Annotated in this window: 18 protein-coding genes; 8 read left to right on the forward strand and 10 right to left on the reverse strand. The window is 33.6% G+C overall.

Translation table 11 applies throughout. The features are described from left to right. The first annotated feature begins 3 nt into the window (after positions 1-3). Complete coding sequence (locus AC4PRO_RS03055) at positions 4-1293, forward strand: murein hydrolase activator EnvC family protein (protein ID WP_492116265.1); 1290 nt, start codon at positions 4-6, stop codon at positions 1291-1293. A gap of 306 nt (positions 1294-1599) precedes the next feature. Here the strand turns inward: AC4PRO_RS03055 and AC4PRO_RS03060 are convergent, their stop codons facing one another. Beyond that, positions 1600-2454, reverse strand: a complete 855-nt coding sequence (locus tag AC4PRO_RS03060; RefSeq protein WP_492116266.1) for a polysaccharide deacetylase family protein — start codon at positions 2452-2454, stop codon at positions 1600-1602. A gap of 11 nt (positions 2455-2465) precedes the next feature. Continuing rightward, positions 2466-3491, reverse strand: a complete 1026-nt coding sequence (locus tag AC4PRO_RS03065; RefSeq protein WP_492116267.1) for a hypothetical protein — start codon at positions 3489-3491, stop codon at positions 2466-2468. 312 nt (positions 3492-3803) lie between these two features. Between AC4PRO_RS03065 and AC4PRO_RS03070 the strand changes: the two genes are divergently transcribed. Then, a complete protein-coding gene (locus AC4PRO_RS03070; RefSeq protein WP_492116268.1) occupies positions 3804-5885 on the forward strand; it encodes a TonB-dependent receptor family protein in 2082 nt (693 codons plus the stop codon). A gap of 386 nt (positions 5886-6271) precedes the next feature. Here AC4PRO_RS03070 and AC4PRO_RS03075 read toward each other — a convergent pair whose 3' ends face one another. From AC4PRO_RS03075 to AC4PRO_RS03095, 5 genes are all read right to left on the reverse strand, one after another. Further along, entirely contained in the window at positions 6272-6727 is a 456-nt protein-coding gene (locus tag AC4PRO_RS03075) for a c-type cytochrome (RefSeq protein WP_492116269.1), read from the reverse strand. A gap of 142 nt (positions 6728-6869) precedes the next feature. Next, positions 6870-7985, reverse strand: coding sequence for a PQQ-dependent sugar dehydrogenase (locus AC4PRO_RS03080; protein ID WP_492116270.1), 1116 nt, complete (start codon positions 7983-7985; stop codon positions 6870-6872). Between the two features lie 527 nt (positions 7986-8512). Next, positions 8513-8704, reverse strand: coding sequence for a hypothetical protein (locus AC4PRO_RS03085; protein ID WP_492116271.1), 192 nt, complete (start codon positions 8702-8704; stop codon positions 8513-8515). Continuing rightward, on the reverse strand, positions 8701-9477 hold the full coding sequence (locus AC4PRO_RS03090) for an HNH endonuclease (RefSeq protein ID WP_492116272.1): 777 nt from the start codon (positions 9475-9477) through the stop codon (positions 8701-8703). Before AC4PRO_RS03090 ends, AC4PRO_RS03085 begins: the two co-directional genes overlap by 4 nt. A 1238-nt stretch (positions 9478-10715) precedes the next feature. Further along, complete coding sequence (locus tag AC4PRO_RS03095; RefSeq protein ID WP_492116273.1) at positions 10716-11240, reverse strand: hypothetical protein; 525 nt, start codon at positions 11238-11240, stop codon at positions 10716-10718. Positions 11241-11730: 490 nt separating this feature from the next. Here AC4PRO_RS03095 and AC4PRO_RS03100 point away from each other — a divergent pair, with 490 nt between their 5' ends. The 6 genes from AC4PRO_RS03100 to AC4PRO_RS03125 all read left to right on the forward strand — a co-directional run bounded on the left by AC4PRO_RS03100 (position 11731) and on the right by AC4PRO_RS03125 (position 20210). Continuing rightward, positions 11731-12129: a DUF2452 domain-containing protein gene (locus AC4PRO_RS03100; RefSeq protein ID WP_492116274.1), complete on the forward strand. Its 399-nt coding sequence runs from the start codon at positions 11731-11733 to the stop codon at positions 12127-12129. 373 nt (positions 12130-12502) lie between these two features. Continuing rightward, on the forward strand, positions 12503-13534 hold the full coding sequence (locus tag AC4PRO_RS03105) for an AAA family ATPase (protein ID WP_492116275.1): 1032 nt from the start codon (positions 12503-12505) through the stop codon (positions 13532-13534). A gap of 174 nt (positions 13535-13708) precedes the next feature. Then, positions 13709-16783 (forward strand): Eco57I restriction-modification methylase domain-containing protein, encoded by a 3075-nt coding sequence (locus AC4PRO_RS03110; protein ID WP_492116276.1) that lies wholly within the window; start codon positions 13709-13711, stop codon positions 16781-16783. 11 nt (positions 16784-16794) lie between these two features. Continuing rightward, on the forward strand, positions 16795-17097 hold the full coding sequence (locus AC4PRO_RS03115) for a hypothetical protein (RefSeq protein ID WP_492116277.1): 303 nt from the start codon (positions 16795-16797) through the stop codon (positions 17095-17097). A gap of 58 nt (positions 17098-17155) precedes the next feature. Continuing rightward, positions 17156-18439, forward strand: coding sequence for an SIR2 family protein (locus AC4PRO_RS03120; protein WP_492116278.1), 1284 nt, complete (start codon positions 17156-17158; stop codon positions 18437-18439). After that, positions 18420-20210 carry an ATP-binding protein gene (locus AC4PRO_RS03125; protein ID WP_492116279.1) on the forward strand — a complete coding sequence of 597 codons (1791 nt, stop codon included), beginning with the start codon at positions 18420-18422 and terminating at the stop codon, positions 20208-20210. Before AC4PRO_RS03120 ends, AC4PRO_RS03125 begins: the two co-directional genes overlap by 20 nt. 43 nt (positions 20211-20253) lie before the next feature. Here AC4PRO_RS03125 and AC4PRO_RS03130 read toward each other — a convergent pair whose 3' ends face one another. From AC4PRO_RS03130 to AC4PRO_RS03140, 3 genes are all read right to left on the reverse strand, one after another. Beyond that, positions 20254-20910 (reverse strand): NUMOD1 domain-containing DNA-binding protein, encoded by a 657-nt coding sequence (locus AC4PRO_RS03130; protein ID WP_492116280.1) that lies wholly within the window; start codon positions 20908-20910, stop codon positions 20254-20256. Further along, a complete protein-coding gene (locus AC4PRO_RS03135; protein ID WP_492116281.1) occupies positions 20894-21967 on the reverse strand; it encodes an AAA family ATPase in 1074 nt (357 codons plus the stop codon). The genes AC4PRO_RS03130 and AC4PRO_RS03135 overlap by 17 nt, the downstream gene beginning before the upstream one ends. Positions 21968-22391: 424 nt before the next feature. Continuing rightward, the gene (locus AC4PRO_RS03140; protein ID WP_492116282.1) at positions 22392-22640 is read right to left on the reverse strand and encodes a hypothetical protein; all 249 of its coding nucleotides are present in this window, start codon (positions 22638-22640) and stop codon (positions 22392-22394) included. Between the last annotated feature and the right edge of the window lie 17 nt (positions 22641-22657).

Here is a 22657-nt window from a genome sequence, read left to right on the forward strand (position 1 = left end):
AAGATGCCAAAATTTTTCCTTAGCCTATTGTTTATATGCATGACTTCTATGATGTGGAGTCAGTCTTCGCAACAAGAAAAGTTAGAACAAAGAAAAGCCGAAATCCAACGGGAGATTAGAGAAAATGAGAAGATGTTGCAAAACGTTAAATCAAAGGAAAAGTCGGCGATGAATGTGTTTTTAATCCAAAAAAATAAAATCAGACTAAAAGAGACGTTGATTAATACAACCGAAAAGCAAACTAAGCTTTTGGCTAATGACATGTACATTAATCAAATGAAAATCAATAAGCTGAACAAGGAGCTTGCAGTTCTTAAAGTAGACTATGCTAGGATGATTGTGAAGTCCTACAAAAGCCGTTCAGAGCAAAGTCGGGCGATGTTTATACTTTCAGCAGAGAATTTTTTACAGGCTTACAAAAGAGCGCAATATTTAAAACAGTATACTAGTTTTAGAAAAAATCAAGGAGAAGAGATAAAATCAAAGTCAACCCAACTGGTGACTTATAATGATAAATTAAACGTTCAAAAAGTAGCCAAACAAAAGCTTTTAGTCGAAAACAGGAAAGAAAAAGAAGGACTTGTAAAAGAAAAAAAAGAGCAGGAGAAATTAGTCAATCTGATCAAGAAAGATAAGAACAGAATTGTTTCAGATATTCGAAAAAAACAACGGGAGTCTAAAACAATCGACAAACAAATTGACCGTTTAATCCGTGCGGCGATTGCTGAGGCGAATAGAAAAGCGGCGTTGGAGAAAGCTAAAGCGAGAGCGTTGGCAAGCAATTCTGGTGCGAGTAAAAAAGAGGTTGCTGCTGAAGCAGCCAAAGAATCAGTCTCTTCTTCCAGAATAGAGTTGACACCAGAAGACAAATTGATTGCAGACAACTTTAAAGCAAACAGAGGAAGCCTTCCCTGGCCTGTCGAGAAAGGATTTATATCATTAGGCTACGGCGATCAGGCACACCCTATTTACAATACCTTAGTAATTCATAATAGCGGTGTCGAAATCACTACTAATGAAGGCGCTAATGCAAGAGCGGTTTTTGGTGGAGAAGTAGCTAGTATTATGGTGTTGTCACCGGTAAATAAAGCGGTAATGATACAACATGGGGATTACTTCACGATCTATCAAAATTTAAGTTCAGTGTCTGTGAGCAAAGGAGATAAGATTAGTATTAAACAAAATCTGGGTAAAGTGAGAACAAATGGAGATACAGGAAAAACGGTAATCAAATTTTTACTGTTACAAAATACTACCTACACGAATCCGCAAGGATGGTTGTCCACTAAATAAGAACGGCTTTTTAGTTCAAAAAAAAACAGCCTTGTGTTATCGTGTAAGATAAAACAAGGCTGTTTTTTTATGCGATGTGCTTTTCGTTCCTGTTTTTTTATTTCGAATAAAATAAGGATACTTATTAGGAACTGATTATGATGAACGACGGCCAATGCATCCGCTCGAATTATACCCATTCTATTCAATGTATCCCAATAATCCCGAGCCATCGAGAAGTCTATTTTTTATAGTATGCCAAAAAATCGGCACAAGTTATTGGCATTGTATTATAAATTTGGGACTACGAAATAACGATAATTGGGGCTATTTGTTGAAAGTGGATTCGGTAGACTTCATCATGCCTTCGGTATTCCATGTGCCAGAAACAATCATGCGTCTAATGGTGTATAAAGGATCGATTGAATCTCTTTTGGTCGAAAGAATAAACGCCATTTGGTACCCACTCTTTTTTATTTCGGGAATCGCTTCCTTATTCCATAAACCAAAAGGATAGGCAAAATCGCTTACGGGTTTTCCTATGATTTCTTCTAGTTTCGCCTTCGGTTTTACCAATTGGGTATTCCAGTCGTCGCCAGTATATTTCGTTACCATATGATGATCCCAGGTATGTGCTGCGATGACATTACCGGTATCTGATAATTCTTTGATTTGTTCTTTAGATAAATAGTTGGGACGGTTAATGGAAACGGTCATAACAAAGAACACGCCTTTAAAACCGTATTTTTCCATTTCGGCTGCACCAATGGTGTATTGTTCTCCGCGTGTATCATCAAAGGTAATCATGATTGGTTTTGAAGGTAGCGGGCCGTCATGCACTAAATACTCGTACAATTGTGCAGGTAATATCGTATGATAACCGGCTACTGACAACGCTTTCATTTGCGCTGCAAAGTCTGCTGGTTTTACGGAATAGACTTTGGTCATGGGGCCAGCACTGGCATCAAAATTCTTAATGTTATGGTAGCACAAAATAGGCACTTCTTTTTTTGAAAGAATGGTAGCCGCATCATTGGTCACTTTTTGTACTTCTGTCTTAGTTACAATGGCATTTAGCTCCGTTGTTTTCTGTGGCACTTCTTTGTTTGCTTCTTCTGCTTTTGATTGGCAGCCTTCCAGAATTACAAGTCCTAAAATCAGACAGGCGAAATAATTTTTCATTGTAGTTAGCATTATTGAAATTGAATGTAGCTTGGTTTTGGAGTGAATTTTAGCAATTCTTCCGGAGTGTACATTTTCCAATCGTTCCAATTATCGTTTTTGTAAAACAATTTAAATCCGGTAAATTGTACTGGCTCTCTATAAATATAAGTCAGGTAGGTCGATCTTTTCAAGACTTTACTACCAAAGCCGTCCATATCCATCACTACTTGCACCTCAGGAAGTGTTTTTATCTTTTTATAGTCGGTTACCATTCCTTGGGTGAAACGGTGTACAATAAGCACTTTTGGCGTTAGTTTGTTTTCACGAACGACCTTAGCTAGAATATCGATGGCGTCGTTGATATCATCAGCAGTAAAACTACCTATTTTAGTTCCAGGAACGTGTCCGTTTTTTAATGAAAATTCAGGATCAATTCCTAGATGAACATTCGGTAAGGAAAGGTATTTTACCAGTTCGCTTACTTCTGCTTTCACCGTACTGTGTCCCACTTGAATATCTAAAAACACCAAAGCATCAATGGGTTTTGCCCAACTAATTACCGTGTCTATTTGCTTAAACGGCATGCGCATGCGGTGCATGTTGTCTTTTCCGGGTGCTCCTTGTGCTGTTACTGCAATATAATGCAAGGCGGGAATTGCTATTGTGGTCGTATCTGCGGCCTGCCATTTAGCGACTTCGCCTTGTAGTTTTTTAATCATTTCGGCTCTAGGATATTCTCCTAAAACGCCCATTCTTGTCGAATATAAATTTCCGTAAAAGGCGATGATTCTATGGTAGGGCAATAAGGCGCCCGGCAATGGATAAGGCGTTTTTACAGGCCATCTTCCCGTGGTGTCGTTATTGCTTAAAGCGATCATTCTTTTGTTATAGTCTGCCGTATCGATTGTAGGGATTGCTTTTTTCTTGACAGAATCAGTGGCTATTGCCGCAGTTTTTTCCACCTCGTTTTTTTCATCTGCAGCCTTGCTTTTATTGCAGCTGGACACAAAAAAGAAAAGCGAAGGTATAAGAAGCGCAAGTGTGTAATTTTTCATAAAATAAATCTTGAGTTTGATGCAAAGGTATTGTTTTTAATGAACGGCAGATGTATTAAAATAGTATTCTGAGGCACAATTTTTATATAATTCACGGATAGTGTTACTGAGATTGACGCTAGTTATTTTTTACAAAAAATATAGTCCAAATAGTATCCGTGAGTACTGCAGGAAACAGGCTGTTAATTGTATAGGGAAGGATTGGTTTTTTGATGGAATCATAATAAATTCCATTCCAAACCCGTTTTTGATTGCAAAGCAGAATAACCTAACTTTATCAACCTTTTCTACTATTAATTTAAAATTAAGACGGTGTACAACAAGCTCCAGTTTTTTTTTCTATTTATGCTATTGCAGCAGGGTGTAATTTTTAGTCAAATCACTAAGGATACCACGGCACTTGCTGCAGTAACCATATTAGCTTCTCCTACAAAAGCTACACTTCAAAACACGGCTGCGTCTCTAGCAGTTATTAGCAGGAAGGAGCTCGATAAAAGTAATGGGATTATCCTGACTTCGGTACTCAATAAAATTCCGGGCTTGTATATGCAACAAGGCGCTTTGAACACCATTAAAATTAGTATTCGCGGTATTGGTTCGCGTTCGCAGTATGGAACTCAAAAAATAAAGGCTTATTTCGAAGGTATTCCGTTAACCACTGCCGAAGGAGAATCGACGATTGAAGATTTAGATTTAGAGACTATCGGGCGTATCGAAATCATCAAAGGACCTAATAGTACCAGTTTTGGTTCGGGATTGGGAGGTGTAATCAATTTGTTTGCGCGCGAAATTCCTACGGATGAATTTCAAGCGAAATCAAGCTCAACTTATGGAAGTTTCGGACTCTTAAAACAAAATTTTTCAGCGAATTATGGCAAATCCGCCACAATGGGTGCTGTTAATTACAGTCATTTACAAAGTGATGGCTTTCGCCAAAATTCCTCTTATGATCGAAAATCACTGACGCTACAAGCCCAACAAAAGATAAACTCCAAAGGCGAATTATCCTTTATCGGAGTGTATACCCAACTCAAAGCCTACATTCCCAGTTCTATTAACGAGGACGATTTTAATATACATCCCGAAAAAGCGGCAAGCAATTGGGCTCAGGCACAAGGCTATGAATTCTATGATAAAGTGTTGATGGGCGTGGGTTACCGTCAGCAATTGTCTTCAAAATGGTCTTTGAAAATCAGTGTTTTTTCGAATCTTAAAAAAGCCTACGAGCCACGACCTTTTAATATCTTGGATGATAAAAGCAGCAGTATTGGTTTGCGTTATAGTTTGAATTATAAAAACACGCTATGGTCAGTACCATTTGAAACGAGTTTGGGAACAGAGATGGCTTTTGATGAGTATACTTTTTCTCTTTTCGAAAATCGATATGCTTCGCAACCCAATCCAGGAAGTGTTGCCGGAGATGAATTTAGCAAAAAGCAGCAAAAAAGCAGCTACCAAAATTATTTTTTACAGGCAGATTTTTCGTTGTCCCCAAAACTTCATTTAGAAACGGGTCTGGCTTTTAATACCACACGCTATTCGTTACGGGATCTTTTTGCAGAAGCGGAGACAATGCCAGACCTAGCCTATACCTTTGGGGAAATATGGTCCCCAAGAGCGGGACTTTCTTATAGTTTTACTAAAACAAAAACAATATATGCATCGATAAGTAAAGGGTTTTCAACGCCATCTGTTGCGGAGACGCTGACTCCCGAAGGACAAATTAATACCAAACTAAAACCCGAAATAGGGTGGAACTATGAACTGGGATTGAAGGCGCAAGGACTAAACAATAAATTACACACGGAGCTGACTTTTTTTAGTACTCAAATTACAAATTTACTAGTAGCAAGACGCACCGCCGAAGATCAATACATAGGCATCAACGCTGGGGCCAGTTCGCATATTGGGATGGAATTTCTTCTCGACTATACGCTTTTACAAACGAGCCAATACCAGCTTTCAACTTATTTTTCGGCGGCAGTGAATCGTTTTAAATTCAAGGATTTTGTGGATGGTACAAATGATTATTCTGGAAACCAACTTACGGCGGTGCCAGATGCGCAATGGAATGCAGGCGTGGATTTGAGTACGACTAGCGGATTTAAACTGCACGCTGCTTTTAGTAAAGTGAGTGCTATGCCGTTAAATGATCAAAACTCAAAATACACCCAAGCCTATTCTCTTTTAGATTTTAAAACAAGCTATACTTTTATGGTTTTAAAAAATCTGAAAACGGAGCTCAGTACGGGAATCAACAATGCAACAAATGAGCAGTATGCAGCTAGTATTTTGCCCAATGCGGTGGGATTTGGTCAGGCCAAACCAAGGTATTATTATCCCGGAAATCCGCGGAATTATTATGGCGGAATTAGCTTGAGCTATCTTTTTTAGAGTTCAATATGGGGCGTTTAATTCCATAGCTGTTTGCGGTTTTTATTCTAATATAAATTATGGAACGCGGATGAAACGGATTTGAGCGGATTACCGCTGATTGTATGTGAGGAAGTTATAAAATACATTTTTAACCGTCAAATCTGATGTCATCAGTGGATTGTTTTTTGTGATGTCTTGAGAAGTTATACCAAAAACCAGTACCATATAGTCCAACCTAAATATTTGTCAAATCGAGCGGAGTCGAGATGCAATAGTGGTTCTCGACTCCGCTCGAACTGACAATTGGACTGTCTTATAAATAGTATTGGTATTATTAAACAAAAACACTTCCCGAAACAAGTTAGGGATTAACGTAACTGACGGCGCAGATAATTTCAACCTAGTTACTGTTTTACCAGTGCTACTTCTTCTAGGCTAACACTCTTTTTTTGTTTGTTGCTCCAGGAATTCATAATGTAATTCATCACATCAGTGACTTCCTGATTGCTGAGTCCCATCGCTGGCATGGCGCTGTTGAATTTTTTGCCGTTAACCACAATAGGACCGCTGAGTCCAAATTTTAGCGCGTGAATACTCTGGGATCTTTTTTCAGTGAGCCATGTGGATCCATCCAATGTGGGGAAATTAACACCATCTCCTTTTCCGTTTGCCAGGTGGCACTGCATACAAAAATCAGCATAGACTTCTTTTCCGTTTGCGATGCTTTTTTGTAAAGGCGTTTGTTGTTTAATTTCTAAAATAGGAAGGTAGTTCGTTTTTGAACTAACACTTGGATTCGAATAATATAAATAAGCGGACGCAAACAATGCAATTCCGAGATGTAGTTTAGCTATCATCATTTTAATTTCTTTAGGTTTAATTGCGTAAAGTGCTGCTTCGATTTTTTTGCCACAGATTCACTGATTAAAAAAGGATTTTTACTATCTGTTAATCTGCAGCTATTATTTCACTAATACCATTTGGATTTTTTCTCGAGGTAATTTAATTGGGTATAATTTTTACAATTCCTTTTCCTTCTACACCAATGTAAATATAACCGTCTGGACCTTGAGCAACATTTCGTACACGACCAATATCGGTAGCGATTTTTTGTCGGCCTGTGATTTTATCTCCTTCTAATTTTACTAATTCGAGGTATTGAAATTTCAACGAACCCACGAGTAAGTCTCCTTTCCATTCTGGGTAACGGTCGCCGGTCACAAATGTCATTCCCGAAGGAGCAATAGAGGGAACCCAATAGTATATCGAATCTTCCATACCTGGTTTCTGCTGAATAGTACTGATGTTTGTGCCATCATAATCGATACCATAGGTTACGACGGGCCAACCGTAGTTAGCGCCTTTTTTGATAATGTTGATTTCGTCTCCGCCTTTTGGGCCGTGTTCGTGATCCCAAATAGCGCCCGTAACCGGATTCTTTACTAATCCCTGCGGATTGCGATGGCCGTAAGAATAAATAGCTTCCTTAGCGCCTGCTTTCCCCACAAAAGGATTGTCTGCGGGAATGCTGCCATCATCGTTCAGACGATAAATTTTTCCGTTGTCTCGAGTGATATCTTGTGGATTGACAAAATGTGCTCCGCGTTCTCCTGCCGAGAAATACAAATAGCCTTCGTTGTCAAAAACGATTCGGGAACCAAAATGCTGTCCCTTAGTGGTATTGGGTCCGCATTTGTATAGCGATTGTATTTGCGTGAGACTTTCATTTTCGAGTTGGGCTCTAATGAGTTTGGTGTTTCCGCCTTCTCCCTCGCCTTCTGTCGAAGCGTAGGTGATGTAAATCCAACCATTTTTGGCATAATCAGGATGTAAGACAATATCGAGCAAACCGCCTTGACCGCGATTGTAGACTGGGGGAACATTTTTCACTTCGGTTTTTGTGCCGTTTTTAATGTGGTACAAAATCCCGCTTTTCTCGGTAACTAGCATCGAGCCGTCCGGTAGCCAAGCCATTCCCCAAGGAATGGGAATGCCATCAACAACGGTTTCCAAAGTATAGTTTTTTACTTCGTCTTGAAGCGCGACATCTTTTGGATTGGGCTGTGCTTGACAACTGTATATAAAAAAAGGTACAAGTAGTAGAATAAATTTGTTCATGATATTCAATTTAAAAAACGAGTTTTAAAGATAATAAAAGAATATCAGTCGATTAGCTATTTTTTAAAATTTTAGTGAGACTATATAGAAGCTAATTAATTTTTAGTTTGTTGAAGGTGAGATCTGATTTTATCTATGAGGATGTATTTATATTAAAATAATTTTTAAGTGCTTTGGAAAATATATTTTTATTAAGTTCTAGTAGTTCTGCTTTTAGATTCCAATTTATAATCATTTCTTCATCTTCGTCGCATACTGGTTCTCCGGTTAATTTTCTGGTTAGAATATCACTTAATAAAATATCACTACATGAATAATATTTTGGATAATACTTTTCAATAAATGTCCAATAACTATAATTGTTAGTTTCTTGAGTTGCCGTATAGAATTTTTTTGTTTCAAAGTTATGAAAAAATCAAGGTTTAAGTAATTTTCTGAGGCGGAAAATCGATTGTACTTATTTGTGTTTTATTTTAAATTTATTTAATCATTTCTACGTAGGAGAAATGATTAAATAAATACTTGTATTAGTAATGGTGCTTTCCTTTTATTGCTTCCCGTGCAGTGTATTTAGCAACAAAAACGGAATCATTGATTATATCTCCAAAAAGAGCAGCGATTAGATATTTTTTAATAGCATCAATTTCATCTTGCCCTTTTTCGTTTCCAAGATGTTTACCCTGTTTATAAATTGCATATATTTTTTTTGTCTCAATCATAATTTATCAAAAATAGTATCCATGTGGTATTCCAAAAATTCAACCTTAGGTAAGTATTTGATTGGAGTGGTAATTTTTAAATTATCAATGGAAGCAAAGTGGTTATGATAAAACTCAGTATTCTGTTTCTTTTTTAATGAAGTGGAAAGAACGATGTGATAGTTTTGATTGATGCCAATTATTCCTTTATCGAAAGCTTTGTCGTATAAAGCCGAAAGACAAATGCCGTTTTCTGGATTTAAACGATGTTCTTCGTTTTTTGACCAAGGAACAATATGACTTGCTAACAAAAGCTCGGGGATGTCAATTCCTGTAATAGCACATTTAGTCGCATAGTTTGCTAAAACCATTTGCCTAAATACTGATTGATTCACTCTAGTTTTTACTTCTCTAATAACAGTTTCTCCTTTTAAATCTTTTAAGTCAAAAAGTAAGTCTTGATATTTATTTTCTATGGTAGAGTTTTCTTTTTGAGCTAAAATTTGTTCACTTAGGAAAATTAACTCTTCTTGATTGTGAAAGAATTCGTTCCAAATTGGTTGGACTTGATTTGTCCCGTTTTTAAGGCCGCCAATTCCTCTTTTTTGGTGGAAAGGGTCAACGCTGGCAAAATTACCTAACCTCATGCCAATAGAACTGGGCGTTCTTCCTAATAGATTTGCTAATTCAATTACTTGTGGATTACCTTTATGGGTCTTGCCAAACTCAATTTTTAAGTAGAGATTGAAAGCTAGTATTAGTTCTTCGCGTGTCCAGAGTCTTATTTTAGGCATTATTGTTTTTATATTTAAATTTCGTTTAATAAATGTTTCCAATTTCGACACTTATGGACAAGTTATGGATTACTCCTTTTTAAAAAGAAAGATCATTTAAATTGAAAACTTTCTTTTTTTTAAATAAATGAAACGGAATGGACGTTGTTAAACCTTGTGTAAAGTAAAGATAATTTTTTATTTAAATTTATGAAATTGAATTCTAATATAAAAAGAGGATTTGAATCATAAAAAAACACTCCGTGTTCACTCAAATTCCCTAGCCCTGACCGCAGTGGAACTCCTTATGCAGGGGCCTTGTGTGTTTTTCTTTGGGCAAAAGAGCGACCGGAGGAAGCTCCTTTTTGGCCGTAGAAAAAAACAAGGGCATCAATAAGAGTGGAGCGTAGGGCAGGATAAAGCTCCTGGATATAAAATAGGCTTTGGATTAAAAATGAAAAGACCATCGTTACCGACGGTCTCTTTCTTCAGGATAGCTGTTTAACCAAAACCAATTTGAACAGCAGCTACCCTAAAGGGGGCAAAAGCGTTTGAGATAAACTTTGGGGGGAAATTTCGCTGGCTTCATAAACAGCTGTTGCAGTCAAGAACAGCGTTGCCCAGGAATTCAGTATTGAAACTTCCCTTAACGAACACACTTTTTCGAGGTGCTGTTTCCAAAGTTTTATTTTTATGGCTGTAATTTAAGTGCTAAGCAAACCTATCACTCTTTATTTGTTTTTGCTTACGGGTTTCCGTACTGGGAAGTTATTTTTTGGCAATTGGGTTTCAAAAAGGAACGAAACGACGGTAACAAAAAAGGCTATCGTTACCGATAGCCCTTTTTTCGCTTTACATATAAATCCAAAAAACCTACAAGAATAATGAACGCTGTAAAGCAATACCCTTTGTTATTCATGACAAACATACGAGACGTTATTGAGCTTTCCTTACGGTTTCCCGTAAAAGGGTGTTTTTTTTTAAAAAAAATTATAAAAAAGGGGAATAAATGCTTTTGTGGGGAAAAATGGGGCCAATTTTTTTTGAATATAAAGAAACAGAAGTATTGTAGCAAGTAAGAAAAATGAGTCTGGTAACCAGTTATTTAATGGTGCTGCAATGTATGTGCTGCAGGTTTTGGGTTTACTAGGAAGCGGTAGTCTCAAGCGAGTCAATTTATGATTTTTATATAGTACCTTGAAATCAGCTAACGCCCATAAAGTAGTGGCAGGTTCTAACGGATATTAACTCAAGTTGCGTTAATAGGTGACGAACCATTTGTAATTGATCATCGCCCAACCTTCATAATTTTCCTCCTTATTTACGACTGGATATTCATGTTTCCAGCCGTCAACGAGTAAGCTTCCATCTTTTTCGATTGTATAGGACTGAATAGGTTTCTCTACGGTATCATTTTGAAGAAATTGAATATTTTCTTTTGTCAAATTACATCGTGAACAATCAATAATGCTTCCATCATTAAAATAGGCACGCAAACCTCCATTTGAGTAGTACAAATAGCGTAGTTTTCTGTTTTTAGATTTGTCGGAGTTTTTTGTGACTGCTGCTGGGATTGGAGTAGCGTTATCGGTGGCTTGTTGACCTAAACCAACTGTAGTGGTATCGGCTTTCTCTGTAGCGAGTCTCTTTTCTCTTAACTCTATCTCTTTTTCTTTCAGTTGTAATTCCTTAGTCTTAAGTATTAATTCTTGTTGTTTTTCTTTATTATTATTGCAGCCAAGAAGGGTTACAGCCAGCACGAAAGTTAGTATTGATTTTGTCATTATTTTGATCTAAAAGTTCTTAATATTATTTCAATTGTTTTACAGCGACCATAAAGCGGCTCTGATCGATCCAAGAGTTAGTGTTGTGCGGGAATGAACGAGGTAGTTTTATATCTAGCAAGGTATTGATTATTTAATCAACAATAGTAGCTGCTTTGGGAGCAGGGTATTTGCTGTTAAAAAATTATAGTACCTGTTTTTTTTATCGGTAATTTTTTTGGCCACGAATTTCACGCGAATACATTATCAGTTTGAACAAAATTAGGGATCACTTTTTTTCAATTTTTTCTGGAAAGTTAAAAGTGAATGCGATGCTTTAGCTGTTTTTTCAGCATTTCATGTACTACAGCATTTCTTTTTTTTAAATAAATTAATTTGCTAAAAGGGAATCAATTGTTTTTGTTTAACTTTGCACAGTAATTGTTAAACAATAAATTTCTTGTAAATAAATTAGTGGATTCATTTGAAAATAAATTTAAAAAGTAAAAGCATGAAAAGTAAAAGACCCGATAATGTTGTGTATTCAGATGATGAAGGGTTTAATGCAAATATATTGCCTTATGCTACAAATTTAGGTGCGCCAGTAATTAGAATGGACGATGTTGTTTCTTGGAAAAGTAGAGGCATTAGTAATGTAAACAAAGAGTTTGAAAATAAGTTTAACGAACTAAGAACGCAATATCAAAATCTAATGGAAGAATACGAATGGAACGAATTAGTATATAATTCTAAATTTTCATTTGAGCCCGTTATTGGCGAAATCTATCATTTATATCGGGACGCAGCTGGGATGAACTTTCTTTCGCTGATAGGGCCGCAAGAATGGAATAAAGAACACATTGGCACGTTTAAACTAAACAGTGATAAAAAGTGGATATTACTTAATTAGAAAGGCATCGTTAAACGGGGTATTTTTAATTGTCTAGAGGTTTTCGACTTGATCCGGTTTTCGTTATGATCTGAGCTAGGATCGATCTCCATTCACTTTAATACAAAAAAAAAGCCTTTACATTGCTGTAAAGGCTTTCTGCTTTTCGCTCCCTCTCTTGGGCTCGAACCAAGGAGTGTGACTAGCAGTTAAATCAATACTTTACGTTATTTTATTTTTTTATGTTACCGAATTGTATGCCTATTAGTATTATATATAGTGTAAAATTAATCAAAATATTTTAATATTGTCCTGTCCTTGTAGTATTATACTATTAGGACATTATGTACCTTAAACTATTTGTTCTCTAATTAAATATTATAAAGTTATTTTGATGGAATTAAATTCTTTACCTGGTGAAATCGCTAACGAATTTAAAAGCTTGTTTGAAGGCTCAGAGAATTCTACTGCATCAGAAACTGTTGATGAGTACAAAAGTTCATTTGATGCACTGGAATTGTACAATCTCGAAATTGACACTGTACCAAAATTATTAGATCCCTTTTTTCAAAAAGTAGGTTTAGCCGCTTTAGTTGGAACCTCCGACAGTGGTAAATCTACTTTTCTAAGACAGCTTAGTTTAAATATAGTTTTACAAAAAGAAACTTTTATTGGTTGTAAACTTAATTGTGAAAGTAATAAGGTTATTTATGTTAGTACTGAGGATGACTCCAATTCTGTTAGTGCTGCTATTAGAAAGCAAGTTAATTACATGATTGTGCAAGAGGAGAATTTAGACTTTTCTTTATTGAAAAATTTACAATTCATTTTTGACGCTGAAAATCTTTTAGATAAACTTAAAAAACGTTTAGAAAAAGAACCTTGTGACCTAATCGTTATCGATGCGTTTTCTGATGTATTTGCCAAAGAGATTAATGCTAATACTCAGGTTCGTCAGTTCTTAAATGACTATGATAAAATTGCCAAAAAATATAACTGTCTAATTATCTTTCTACACCACATCGGTAAAAACACTCAAAAGAATACCCCAAGTAAAGACAGCATAATTGGATCACAAGCATTTGAAGCTAAAATGAGAGTTGTGATTGAACTTCGACCAAGTAGTTACATAGAGAATTACAAAGATTTGTGGGTATTGAAAGCAAATTTTCTCGATAGTTCTTTTAAAACTAAGAGTTATGTACTTGAAATGAATTCTGATTTAATTTTTAAAGAGACTGGCGACAGGAATAGTAAGAATCAAAGTGCTAAGAAGGATAATAGCGCAATTGTTGATAAAGTAAAAGAACTTGCAAGTAAAGGTATGTCTGTTAGAAAGATTGAAGAGGAATTAAAAGATACCGAACTTAAAGTTAGTAAGTCTGTTATTGGAGAAATTCTTAAAAAGAATAGGCAAAAGAATTAAAACTTATTGCTTTTAAAATATCACTAATTATGGGTATTGCTAATTGCCATTATTAATACTTTATTTGGGGAAAGTCAACTAGTACTAAATTACAAGTATTAGATAAGTAGGAAAGTAATTCCTACGAAATCTACTTTAATTTGTTACTTTTATAAAAACTATTAATTCCACAAGATGTCCCTTTTTCAAAAGACGGTAATTACTAAATATTTAAACACCCAAAATAAGGAACGTATTTCTCTTAAATGGGAATCTTATAAAACCCATTTCTTGAATCCTAAAGTTCAGGAAGAGATTAAAAGTTTAAAAGAAGAACAGTATCAAGGTGAATTCCTTGAGGATTTATTTGTAAAAATATTAGGGTACACCAAACCTGCTTCTTCCTCAGAGACGCCATACAATCTTACTACTGAATATAAGAATGTTAAAGACAGTAAAAAAGCTGATGGAGCTGTTATTATAGATACCAAAGTTAAGGCTGTAATTGAGCTAAAAGGAACCAATACTACCGATTTAGGTAAGATTGAAGTACAAGCTTTTGGTTATAAAAACAATCAGCCGGAATGTGTGTATGTTATTACTTCTAATTTTGAAAAACTACGATTCTATATTGATAATGCCATAGAACACATAGAATTCAATTTGTTCACACTTACGCAAGAAGACTTCTCGTTACTCTATTTATGTCTTGGTTATGAAAACATAGCTAATGAAGTTGCCAAAAAAATCAAAGAGGAATCGCTTAGTGAAGAGGATGTAATCACCAAAAAACTATATAAGGACTATTCTATTTTTAAAAGAGAATTGTACCAAAGTTTAGTGGCTTTGAATCCAGCTTATGAACCACTGGAACTTTTTAAAAAATCTCAAAAGCTATTAGATCGATTTTTGTTTTTGCTATTTGGTGAGGATAGAAACCTACTACCTCCTAACTCTGTTAAGCTGATATTATGTCAATGGAATCAATTACGAGAATTAGACGAATACACACCGTTGTATGATAGATTCAAGAAGTATTTTGGTTATTTGAATACAGGTTATAAAGGCAAGCAGTATGATGTGTTTGCTTATAATGGTGGCTTATTTAAACCAGATGGAATTTTAGATAGTATTATTATTGATGATGACTTATTGTATACCCATACTTTAAAACTGTCTGAGTATGATTTTGCTAGTGAAGTAGACGTCAATATTTTAGGGCATATTTTTGAAAATTCCTTGAATGAATTGGATGAAATTAAAGCCCAATTAGAAGGTACTGCAATTGACAAATCTAAAACCAAACGTAAAAAAGACGGTGTTTTTTATACTCCAAAGTACATTACTAAATATATAGTAGAAAACACCGTGGGTAAATTGTGTGAGGAAAAGAAAACTGAAATTGAAATTATAGAGGAGGAATATATAGCCAGCATTAAACCAGTCAAAGCAACCAAGGCTGCTATAACTGCTGATAAAGCAATCAAAAAGCCTTTATTAGATAAGCTAACGCAGTATAGAGAATGGCTGTTGCAGTTGACTATTTGTGATCCCGCTTGTGGCTCTGGAGCATTCCTAAACCAAGCATTAGATTTCTTAATAGATGAACACAGGTACATTGATGAATTGCAAGCCAAGCTCTTTGGAGATGCTATGGTATTGAGTGATGTGGAGAAAAGCATCCTGGAGAATAACTTATTTGGAGTTGATTTGAATGAAGAAAGTGTAGAGATTGCTAAACTTTCTTTATGGCTTAGAACTGCCCAACCCAACAGAAAATTAAATGATTTAAACAACAATATTAAATGTGGAAACTCTTTAATTGATGATGCTGAAATTGCAGGAGAAAAAGCCTTTAATTGGCATAATGAATTTCCTCAAATATTTGAAAATGGTGGTTTTGATGTGGTTATTGGAAATCCGCCCTATGGAGCATATATTTCAAAAGATGTTCAAAAATTTTATATATCAAATTATTTAACCGCATCATATAAACTTGATACTTATGCTATATTTATTGAAAAAGGTGTTCGTATAACAAAGGAAAGAGGACTTTTAGGATATATTATTCCATATACTTTTTTAACAATACAGCAGCACAAGAAATTAAGAGAATTTATTTTAAGTTATGATATTGAAAGAATTATTGATTTACCTACAAAAATTTTTGAATCAGCAGATTTAGATACTGTAATATTAATGCTTAAAAAAGAAGAGTTAAAAAGCAAAATCAAAATAGGCAAAGTAGAAAATCAAACTATTTATTTATCAAATGAATTAGATACTCGAGATATTTTAAGTACAGATGATTTACAAATTAACTTGAACAACTCATCATTTGATATTCAGCTTATCAATAAAATAAAGAAAATTTCTAACCCCTTAAATGATTATTGTGAAGTTTCGCAAGGCTATATTCCATATAGAAGAAGTGACCTGATTAAAAATTATGGTGAAATTGAAGGTAACAAAATTGTGGATAAAAGGCTTTGGCATTCATTAGAGAAACAAAATGATGAGTGGAAACAAGAAATTCAAGGACAAGATATTAGAAGATATGCTTATAATGAATCATTTCAGTATGTTAAATACGGAACGCACGTTGCTTCTTATGTAAATCCAAAATTTTTTAATAGTCATAGAATTATTATTATGGAAATTACAAGAGGGAATAGATACAAGTTATCATCGGTTTATTTAGAAAAAGAGTTTTATAATACTCCATCAATAATTAACATCATTAGTAGAGAAAAGATTGATATTTTGAAAGCAATATTGACTGTTATTAACTCAAAACTTTTAACTTGGTATCATTTGAAAGTAAATCCAAAAGCTAATGCAGAAACCTCTATCCCAAAAATATTAATAAATGATGTTAGAAATTTACCAATATCCAAAAATATTGAAGCACAATTAAACTTATTTCTTGAAAAAGCAGACGAAATGCTTTCAATAAATAAAGAACTTCAAGATCAATCTCAAAAATTCCAAAGAACTATTCAAAGGAAATTTGAGTTAGAAGATTTGCCAAAAAAATTACAAGATTGGTACAAATTGACTTATCCAGAATTCATCAAAGAGTTAGCTAAAAAGAAAGTAAAATTCTCTTTGTCTCAAGAAGCAGAATGGGAGGATTATTTTATGCAGGAAAGCAAAATAGCATTGGAATTAAAATCTCAAATTGATGCTACTGATAAAGCTATTGATAAGATGGTTTATGAGTTGTATGGATTGAGTGAAGAGGAAATAGGAATTGTGGAAAATAGTTAGAAAATAGAAAAATGGAATTAAAAGAATTTATCAAACAGACGATTGTTCAGCTAACTGATGGAGTTAGAGAAGGGCACGAATACATTGTCTCGAATGACTTTGGGTCAGGTATCAGTGATACACGTTATAATGAAGTAAATTTTGATATTGCAATTACAACAAACGAAGAGGAAAAAACAGGACTTGGAGGAAAATTAAATGTGGTTAGTTTTTTTAGCGCAGGTATAAATACAGAAGACGTTTCAAAATTAACCAATTACAATAGAATTCAATTTAAACTCAACATTGCTATCAAGACTCAGGGTAATAGATAAAATTGTATTGAAAAATCATAAATAAGTAAATAATTACTATTAAAATATACATAAACATATGGAAGAAGAATGGAAATATTTACTAATTAATGGTAAGCACAAAACAGTTGAAGTACAAAATCCTGATTTCGATAAAGGAATGCTAAATTATATAAAAAATTTAAGACCTTTTAATAAGAAAATAGAGGGTGAAAAACCTATTATTCCAACCGTTAAAGATGCACAAGAATTAAAAAGGGAAATATATACGTCATTCTTTAGAAAACCTTTTAAAAACTTTCTCATACTTACAGGAGCTGGTGCATCAATGGATGTAGGTGGCCCTTCAATGCAAACTCTTTGGAATATAGCTAATGAAAAATATGAAGTAAGAGATTTAATTAACAACAGTACAATTGAAGAAAACGGTTTTGAAATAATTTGCGAGAAAGTTAAACATGATTATACGGATACAAATTTAGAAATCTTATTGTCTAAAATTGAAGGAACTATTTATTTTAATGATGACATAAAAATTGAATTAGATAGTAAGGAAGTTAAATTATCCGATATAAAAGATGACTTATTTGAAATTATAAAAACACATTGTTCTATTCTATGTCCCGAAGACACCTCAATTTTTCCTCATAAAATTCTTTTAGAAAAATTATTACAGAGAAAAGTAACAAGTCCAAGAATTAAGGTCTTTACACTTAACTATGATTTGCTTTTCGAGTATGCTTCCCAAAAAATTAACGCAATAATGATTGATGGATTTTCGTTTACTCTTCCCCGAACTTTCAGTGGTCGTCATTTTGATTATGATATTGTTCAAAGAGAAGGAAGTAAAGTACAAGAAGAAGACAACTTCATCCAAAGAGTTTTCCACTTACACAAATTACATGGCTCTGTAAACTGGGAAACAAAGGGAGATAAAACGATTATTAGTGAAAAACCCGTCTACCCTTTAATGGTCTACCCTAGGCAAGCAAAATATGAAGACTCATACGACCAACCATTTTTTGAAATGATGGCTCGTTTTCAACGAAATTTACGAATCAATAATGATACACTCTTGTTATGTATCGGCTACAGCTTTAATGACAAACATATAAATTCTTCTATTGAAGAAGCTTTAAATCAAAATCCAAGTTTCCGTTTAGCGATTATTGATCCTGGATTTGATAATAAAAATACTGCATCATCACTTAAAGAAATAAAAAAATTAGCACTACAAACAGAGCGAATAATATTAGTATCTGAGACATTTTCTGATTTTGCAGATAACTTTCCTGAAATTGGAACTTATGAAAATAATGATTTACCAACTATAAACCTGAGAAATGAGCGAACTAAAGATTAATCCATTTAGACACGAGTATTTTCTAGGCTACATCAATCAAGTATTTCCTCAATATGTAAAAGTTCATTTTCCTTCCTCAATATTGCTAAATGGTTTTACACATTTTGGAGAAGAATTTAACGGTGGTTTAGTTGGTAGTTTTGTCATAATAGAAGGAGATAAAAATGGTTTTTTAGGTAGAATAACAGAATTATCTCTTCCTGAATCTGAAAGACTTTCTCTAAACGAAAAAGCATTTCAAACTAGCGATTTTCACCCAACTGGAAAAATCGAAATCCTCTTGTCGTTTGACCTTTACGAACCTTTAAAAGTAAAGAAAGGATTAACTTCTTACCCAAACATAGGAGCTAAAGTATTTGTTAGTTCTGGTCAACTTGTACAAGAATATATGTCAAGATTTGGTGCAAAAGATGGGGGGATATCAGTACCTATTAAATTAGGCAATCTAGTTTCAAGTCCTTCAACTGAAGTAAAAGTCAACTTGCAATCTGTTTTTGGGCGACATTGTGCTGTTGTAGGAACAACTGGAGGAGGAAAAAGTTACACGGTAAGCAAATTAATAGAATCATTGATAGAAACTGATAACAAAGCAATCTTAATTGATGCTACTGGCGAATATTCAAGTTTTGATTCTTTAGAAATATGTCAGGAGTGTAACTTAGGTATTGAATATTACTATCATTATTCAAATTTGTCAATTTCTGATTTGTTTTTAATGTTTAGACCATCTGGTCAAGTACAACAACCAATTTTACTAGAAGCAATAAACTCATTAAAGCTAGCAAAAATACTAGAATCTAACAAAGCATCCTACACCATAACTGAAGACGATACAAAAATAACTTATTCTTTTAAAGGTCAAAAAAGTGAGATTCTTTCAATTGAAGTAAATAATGGATGTATAGTTAAACAAGGAAAACCAACAAAACCATTTAATAGATTATGCGCTAAATATTCAGATGAACTAAATGACTTTAATCAGTTAAATTTTGAGATAAAAAATCTAACCAAACAGATAAATAATGAATGTTTTCAGATTTTTGGAGATAATTGGAGTAATAGTATTGACAATAGAAATCAAGGTAATGCTTCAAGTTTAATTTTAAGAATTCATCAAGCATTAAGTGATGTTGATTTTAAAAAAATATTTGGATTTGATAATAATATTAAGGAGGATATTATTAATGAGATTAAAAATTTTAACAAGCCAGAAAGCAAAAAGAGGCTTTTAAGAATTTCATTTGACAATGTACCTTTTGCATTTCAAATAAAAGAAGTTTTAGCAAACGCACTAGGAATGTATCTATTAAAAACAGCTAGAAATGGTAATTTTGACTTTAAAAAATCAGTTAAAAACAAACCCCTTGTTCTGTTTATAGATGAAGCTCATCAGTTCGTGAATAAATCAATAAGGGATGAATATTTTGATAATACAAAATTAGATGCTTTTGAGTTAATAGCTAAAGAATGTAGAAAACACGGTTTGTTTCTTTGCATCGCTACTCAAATGCCGAGAGATATTCCTCAAGGAACATTAAGTCAAATGGGAACTTTCATTGTTCATAGACTAATAAATCATAATGACAAGGAAGCAATTAATAATGCTTGTAGTTCTGCTAATAAAAATACATTAGAGTTTTTACCTATTCTAGGAGAAGGAGAAGCAATATTGACTGGTGTAGATTTTCCAATGCCAATCATTATGAAGTTTGACAAGCCTATAAATGAGCCTAATTCTCAAACTCCAAGTTTAAATAAAAGGGTCTTTTAAATAATTTTAACAAAAAAGACAGCCTTTTGAGCTGTCTTCATTTTTATAAATAATTCCAAATAAATCCTCCTGAAGATTTACGTTCACCCCGGCAACATTTGGTAATACAAGATTTAGAAATTCCAGTTTTTCTAGAAGCCTCGGCTGCTGATTTAAAATTTCCAATAAATTCAAAATTTAAAGAATATTGATTGACAGGTTTAACCCTTAAATCTGTTTTTGGAGTAATCTTTTCTAATTGTCTATAAGACCAGAAACTGCCATTAAACATGGTAGAATTTAAACAGGCATTTGAAATTCGCTGTTTGTCTATTCCTAAAGTTTCTTTAATTTCAGTTAAACTATTATAAGTTTCTATTAGAGTTCCATTTTCATCGTAATGATACACTAGCTTTTGAAAACCTCCACCAGAATCGCTATTATAGCCTTCCTCTTGCGCTTTAAAATCATAAATGTACTTAGTCTCCTTTTCTGCTAATTCGTTTGAACTGGAAGCTGTGTCGAGTTGTTCCCAAGTGAAATTATCTGCTCCAGTTGTAGTAATTGCATAATGAAATTTATGGCCATTACCTGTGCTGGCTTTTTGCAAGTGATCTTGTTTTCTCTCTTCAATAGATTTGGTAGTTGCACCGATATAACATTCTCCGGTAATCGTGTTTTGTGCTTTGTATATGATAAATTGATTATTTTTTATTTTCATGAATCGTATATTCCCCCTTTCCTAAATTAACGATTTTATTATCTTCAACTAATTTGTTTATACTTTTGTGAAATGTATCTTTTGACATAGTTTTATTCTCACCTAAAGTAAAATTCTCATAAAGAGTGTTTGTTTTTATGGTCTGACTATGCTGACTACAATGACTGTTTATATAATCGAATATTACATCCTTATTAGTAGTGTTGTTTCTGTAATCAATCTTACTTTCTTTATATAAATCAAATTTGTTACAAGAGCCAATATTGCTTACCCAATTAATTTCATCAATTTTATAAGTGAAGGCAGTTCTGTCATCTTTTTCAATATGCTTGTTATATAGCATACATAAATAATTCCCACCATCTCGATTTGGTACATTTCCTAATCCTATAGCGTATTCAAACTCTTGAGCAATTACTCTACTGCCCGCAATACTGTCCTGATCAATAGGCTTCTCATTACCTTTAGTATTGTGATGTACAATTATTAATGTTTTGTTTAGTGAACCTAAATAATGTCTAAATTTTTTTATGAATTTAATTCCAGTTTCGCTGTTCTCGATTTGTCCTTCTACCATATGAGAAAGACTATCAATAAAGACATATTTTGGATCTACTTCCTCAATATATTGCTGTAGGTACAACCAATCCGATTCTGTATTCAGAAATTCAGGAAAATCCTCTGGAGTAGGATAATAATTTTCAAAAAAGATATCTTTTTCCTCTTCAGTCAATGTAGAAATTTGTTTTAAATTTCTTCTACTTCGTAATCTGTAGTTCTCTTCTAGGTTAATAAATAATACCTTTTCTGGTTTATTTGGTAAAGGAAAGTTGAAAAAATCTTTTCTACCTACCGCAAGCGATATTGCTAAATTCTCTGCTAATGTAGTTTTTCCTGTTTTACTTACTCCAACAATTAATCCTTTAGAACCCTCGGTTATACCATTCCAAACAATTATTGGTTCTGGTTGGTTTTGAACTTTTGTAAATAGATCTTTTGCCCTTGTAATGCTGAATGGTCTTGTTGCCAGTTCATTTTGTTGTGTTGATTTTGTCATAATTAAATGATTTAAATTAATTAAATATTTAATTACAATTTTAAACTACTTGTTTTATAGAGTCTTGTGAAGTAAGACGAGTCTGTCTAGTCAGACTAAGCTACAAGAGTTAATATTAAGCGATAATTGTTTTGTAGATTTTTTGGAAATTTGTAGAATATTTTGACACACTTAAAAGTCAAAATTGTAATGTTACTGCAAAAGTAATGAATAATTATGACAATTCCTAATATATTGACAACTATTTTTATTAAAACAGTTAAATAAATCAATTATTAGCAATAAATTTATAAAAAACGGATGAATGTACATATTTTGTACAATCATCCGCTAGCTTTGCTAACTTTTTCAGGGTTTTTTTGATAAGGCAGAGAACGACTCAAAAGCTTGGGTATCCAAAATACAACATAACTGCCGTCTTGATTCATATTACGATCTGAAAATGATAATAGTAATACGCTTTAGTGTCAATAATAAACACTGTTTTTAATTCTATGGTAACTTTGATTTCCTCCACAAATACATATTGTCCTGTTTTGAGCGTACCAATGTCTTGCAAAACCTTGACTTCAAATGGACAATACAGTTTTGTTAAGGTGTTTTTCCAAGTAATAACATAGATTTCTAGAGGAGAACTGTATTTTAACAGCTCTGCCAACTCTTTTTTTGTCATTTTTTATCTAAATTTTT

Source organism: Flavobacterium sp. DW-iso2, assembly GCF_058725285.1.

What these genes read in the sequence shown, in the direction of transcription:
- AC4PRO_RS03135 (WP_492116281.1), bottom strand. Translation starts at nt 21,967, where the DNA reads ATGACAAAATCAACACAACAAAATGAACTGGCAACAAGACCATTCAGC.
- AC4PRO_RS03065 (WP_492116267.1), bottom strand. Translation starts at nt 3,491, where the DNA reads ATGAAAAATTACACACTTGCGCTTCTTATACCTTCGCTTTTCTTTTTT.
- AC4PRO_RS03095 (WP_492116273.1), bottom strand. Translation starts at nt 11,240, where the DNA reads ATGACAAAATCAATACTAACTTTCGTGCTGGCTGTAACCCTTCTTGGC.
- AC4PRO_RS03130 (WP_492116280.1), bottom strand. Translation starts at nt 20,910, where the DNA reads ATGAAAATAAAAAATAATCAATTTATCATATACAAAGCACAAAACACG.
- AC4PRO_RS03110 (WP_492116276.1), top strand. Translation starts at nt 13,709, where the DNA reads ATGTCCCTTTTTCAAAAGACGGTAATTACTAAATATTTAAACACCCAA.
- AC4PRO_RS03140 (WP_492116282.1), bottom strand. Translation starts at nt 22,640, where the DNA reads ATGACAAAAAAAGAGTTGGCAGAGCTGTTAAAATACAGTTCTCCTCTA.
- AC4PRO_RS03120 (WP_492116278.1), top strand. Translation starts at nt 17,156, where the DNA reads ATGGAAGAAGAATGGAAATATTTACTAATTAATGGTAAGCACAAAACA.
- AC4PRO_RS03115 (WP_492116277.1), top strand. Translation starts at nt 16,795, where the DNA reads ATGGAATTAAAAGAATTTATCAAACAGACGATTGTTCAGCTAACTGAT.
- AC4PRO_RS03080 (WP_492116270.1), bottom strand. Translation starts at nt 7,985, where the DNA reads ATGAACAAATTTATTCTACTACTTGTACCTTTTTTTATATACAGTTGT.
- AC4PRO_RS03090 (WP_492116272.1), bottom strand. Translation starts at nt 9,477, where the DNA reads ATGCCTAAAATAAGACTCTGGACACGCGAAGAACTAATACTAGCTTTC.
- AC4PRO_RS03085 (WP_492116271.1), bottom strand. Translation starts at nt 8,704, where the DNA reads ATGATTGAGACAAAAAAAATATATGCAATTTATAAACAGGGTAAACAT.
- AC4PRO_RS03060 (WP_492116266.1), bottom strand. Translation starts at nt 2,454, where the DNA reads ATGAAAAATTATTTCGCCTGTCTGATTTTAGGACTTGTAATTCTGGAA.
- AC4PRO_RS03125 (WP_492116279.1), top strand. Translation starts at nt 18,420, where the DNA reads ATGAGCGAACTAAAGATTAATCCATTTAGACACGAGTATTTTCTAGGC.
- AC4PRO_RS03105 (WP_492116275.1), top strand. Translation starts at nt 12,503, where the DNA reads ATGGAATTAAATTCTTTACCTGGTGAAATCGCTAACGAATTTAAAAGC.
- AC4PRO_RS03055 (WP_492116265.1), top strand. Translation starts at nt 4, where the DNA reads ATGCCAAAATTTTTCCTTAGCCTATTGTTTATATGCATGACTTCTATG.
- AC4PRO_RS03075 (WP_492116269.1), bottom strand. Translation starts at nt 6,727, where the DNA reads ATGATGATAGCTAAACTACATCTCGGAATTGCATTGTTTGCGTCCGCT.
- AC4PRO_RS03100 (WP_492116274.1), top strand. Translation starts at nt 11,731, where the DNA reads ATGAAAAGTAAAAGACCCGATAATGTTGTGTATTCAGATGATGAAGGG.